The organism is Nitrospira sp. BLG_1 (assembly GCF_047338595.1).
Lineage (GTDB): Bacteria > Nitrospirota > Nitrospiria > Nitrospirales > Nitrospiraceae > Nitrospira_D.
The window spans coordinates 1-2742 of record NZ_JBLFBO010000100.1; the positions used below are offsets into that span (position 1 = coordinate 1).

Genomic DNA, 2742 nt, shown 5'->3' on the forward strand with positions numbered 1-2742 from the left:
TTGACGAGTATCGGCAGTTGCCGGCCTATCAGCGGGATCTCTTCTGGAACTTCAAACTCGGGCCTGATCTGTGGTTGAAAGTCCCTAAACCATTTGAACTCGGGGTGATGGCCTCATCGTTCGAGCGTGCGCTGGACTACTCGACGGGCAACACCAAGGCGTTTGATGGGCACGTTGGGGCGTTTCTGCGCACGCTCCTGCCGGTGGATGATGCGTCGTTGGCTGGCCCCTATCAATCCTGGTTACAAGCTGCGACAAATTACGACTTCTTTCGGGACCGACCGATTGTCCCGCGATGGGAGGAGAACCTGGCGCTCGATCTTCGGAACTATCATCGGGCGTCACGCTTAGGGCAAGCCTTGCAACAAGCGGTGGGGGTCGATGCCCGCAAGATTGATTTCTTGCTCCAAAGTCAATTCGGGTACGTGGGTCGGTACGCCGTGGATCTCTCCGACACGGGCCGGAAGGACCGGCATGGCCTCACGCTGTCGGCCTCTGGGGTCACGGGTGGGTCGCCCGCCTCCGTGAGTCTCGATGCTAAGGAGGTCTCTAGGATCGCCGAAGAGCGCGGAGTCGTGCCGAGCCGATCAAAGGCGGTGGACCGCATCACCAACATGACGCAGATTACGCCGAGGACCGCCAAGCATCCCGACTCGTTGCGGTACGCGGTGTTCAGGAAACATCTCAACGAGTATTACAAGGCAGAGAGTCGAGAGGATCGCGACCGATTGGCGAAGCAAGTGCGGGCGGATGCGAAGTATCTTCGGGATCTCTGGGAGAAGCAGCTGCCACGGCCAGAGGCAGATGAGAAGATCAAGAAGAAGCGCGAACTCGAATCGGAGTATGATCCGTTCCTCGATCTGATGGGCTTTCCGCAACCTCTGTCGAAGCGTCCGACGACGGCGCTCCATGAGCTGGTACCGTGATCCACCAGGCTCTATCGTCGTCCTCGTTGAGATAATCCCAGTCAGTCTTATACACGCGACCGCACCTGGGGCACGTCACATCATCGCCGAATGGGAATGATTCAGGCTCAATTTCAGCGTCACAGTCTGGACAGTCTGCCATCTCACCACCCCGAAAACGGCCATCCGCCGAAGTCCATCCAGTCTAGAATAAACGCCATCCCGACCAAAAGCAACCAGTGATACCAGCGCATCACCATGTCAAACCCAGTGGCCGTACAGTGGCCGTAGATGTGGGCCTACAGTCCCCTACGTTCCCGCATAGTCGCTTCATCTCATTGAAATCATTGCAAGGCATTGTTTTCTAATGTACCCATTTCACCCATTCCTATCACCTAGTCCTTTGCATCTACACGCGCCTGAAAAATTTGGCAATGTAAAACGAGTTGCATTTTGTGCCATTTTGTGCTTGACAGTGTTCCTCCCTGCTGCTATGGTATGTCACATGATGTCACAAAATGGAACGCACAGCTTGAAGAAGGTCGCGACGGACATTGATCGAGCCCTACTGAAGCAACTCGACAGCGAATGCAAGGCCAAGCGATGCAGTCGCGCCGATATCATTCGGTGGGCGATCATGGAGCGATACGGAAAGAATACTTCTCACGTATGAGAAGGTCCTCCGTGGGGCACACGCCACGGTAAGAACTCGCCGCCAGGCTTCGGGTGACCACCAAAACGGTTGACCGGCTGACGGCGAGGGGGGTGATTCGGGTCCATCGGATCTGGCGGGACACTCGGTTCCTGTGGTCTGAAGTGGTGAAGGATACAGAGGAGACGTTGCCGTCCGTCTCGTGTGCCATACGGAATTTGTTGTGACGATGTGAGGTTTCACAAAAGGAGTTCCTTCCATGTCGCTCCGTTTCTCAAACCCATTAGCCCGGTTCTCCGCTGGTACCCCACTCGCCCTGTCCTTGCAGGGAATTAAGGTCGCTGGCGTCGGAATGGAAGCCGACCCCACGGTGGCGAACCGGGCGTTCTTCAAGGAGGCTTCCATGACCTGCTCACACTGTTCTGCTCAGATGTTTCGCGAGTCATCTCTGCGGTACACCAGCACCGATTACACGCCGGATCTTGGCGACGCGCAGACGATGCAGTCTGTCTCATGGCGCTGCATTTATTGCGGCAACTGGGAAGATGCCGTCGTGGTGGCCAATCGTGCGGCGCAGCGGCGCTGTCTCTTGGAGCAAGCGGCTTAAAGTCAATTGTTGAGGCATCTCGGAGGATGTCATGACGTACACAAGAAAGCCGGACGTATTTTCGATCTGGTTTCATCTCATGATGTTGACGTGCGTGACGATGTGGGCGTCGTTCCGTCGATGAGGACTCATGCCCCTAGTTTTGAGGAGGGCCTGATGATGTGCTGTCCCTACTGTGAGGAGCGTGCCATTAACGTGACGATCCAGACCGATTGGGGGCCGTACTCGATGTGTCGAGTGTGCGCCATCGCCTGGGGGCTCGATCTGTGTGCGGCGGCAGCTCGTGCCGACTCAAGCTCGGACGTGCAAGAGCTAGAACGCCTCTGGGCATTGCCGAGCGCGAGGAGGAATCGATGATGTCACTCGTGAGACGCATCTCCTGTTGGTTGGGCTGTCACAGTTTCAGGTGGCTGATGTTCAGCCATACGTGTGAGCTGTGGGTATGCGCATGCGGCCATGTCCGCATGCAATTCCCTGATGATCCTAGGGCACTGTCGGAAGTGCAATGGTTAGACGAACAATGGAAGAAGTCGGAAAACAATATGAGGATGGCGAGGGGGGATGGTCATGAAATTTGA

The 2742-nt window shown here is 56.1% G+C and carries 4 protein-coding genes; all 4 read left to right on the top strand.

The genetic code is table 11. The features are described 5' to 3' along the window. Nucleotides 1–926, top strand: a 926-nt coding sequence (locus tag ACMTNU_RS20385; RefSeq protein WP_413937127.1) for an LPD38 domain-containing protein, incomplete at its 5' end; no start/stop codon positions are given. 484 nt (nt 927–1410) lie between these two features. Then, on the top strand, nt 1411–1578 hold the full coding sequence (locus ACMTNU_RS20390; RefSeq protein ID WP_413937128.1) for a ribbon-helix-helix protein, CopG family: 168 nt from the start codon (nt 1411–1413) through the stop codon (nt 1576–1578). Between the two features lie 238 nt (nt 1579–1816). After that, nucleotides 1817–2164, top strand: a complete 348-nt coding sequence (locus ACMTNU_RS20395) for a hypothetical protein (protein WP_413937129.1) — start codon at nt 1817–1819, stop codon at nt 2162–2164. A gap of 156 nt (nt 2165–2320) precedes the next feature. After that, on the top strand, nt 2321–2521 hold the full coding sequence (locus ACMTNU_RS20400) for a hypothetical protein (RefSeq protein ID WP_413937130.1): 201 nt from the start codon (nt 2321–2323) through the stop codon (nt 2519–2521). Nucleotides 2522–2742: the final 221 nt, after the last annotated feature.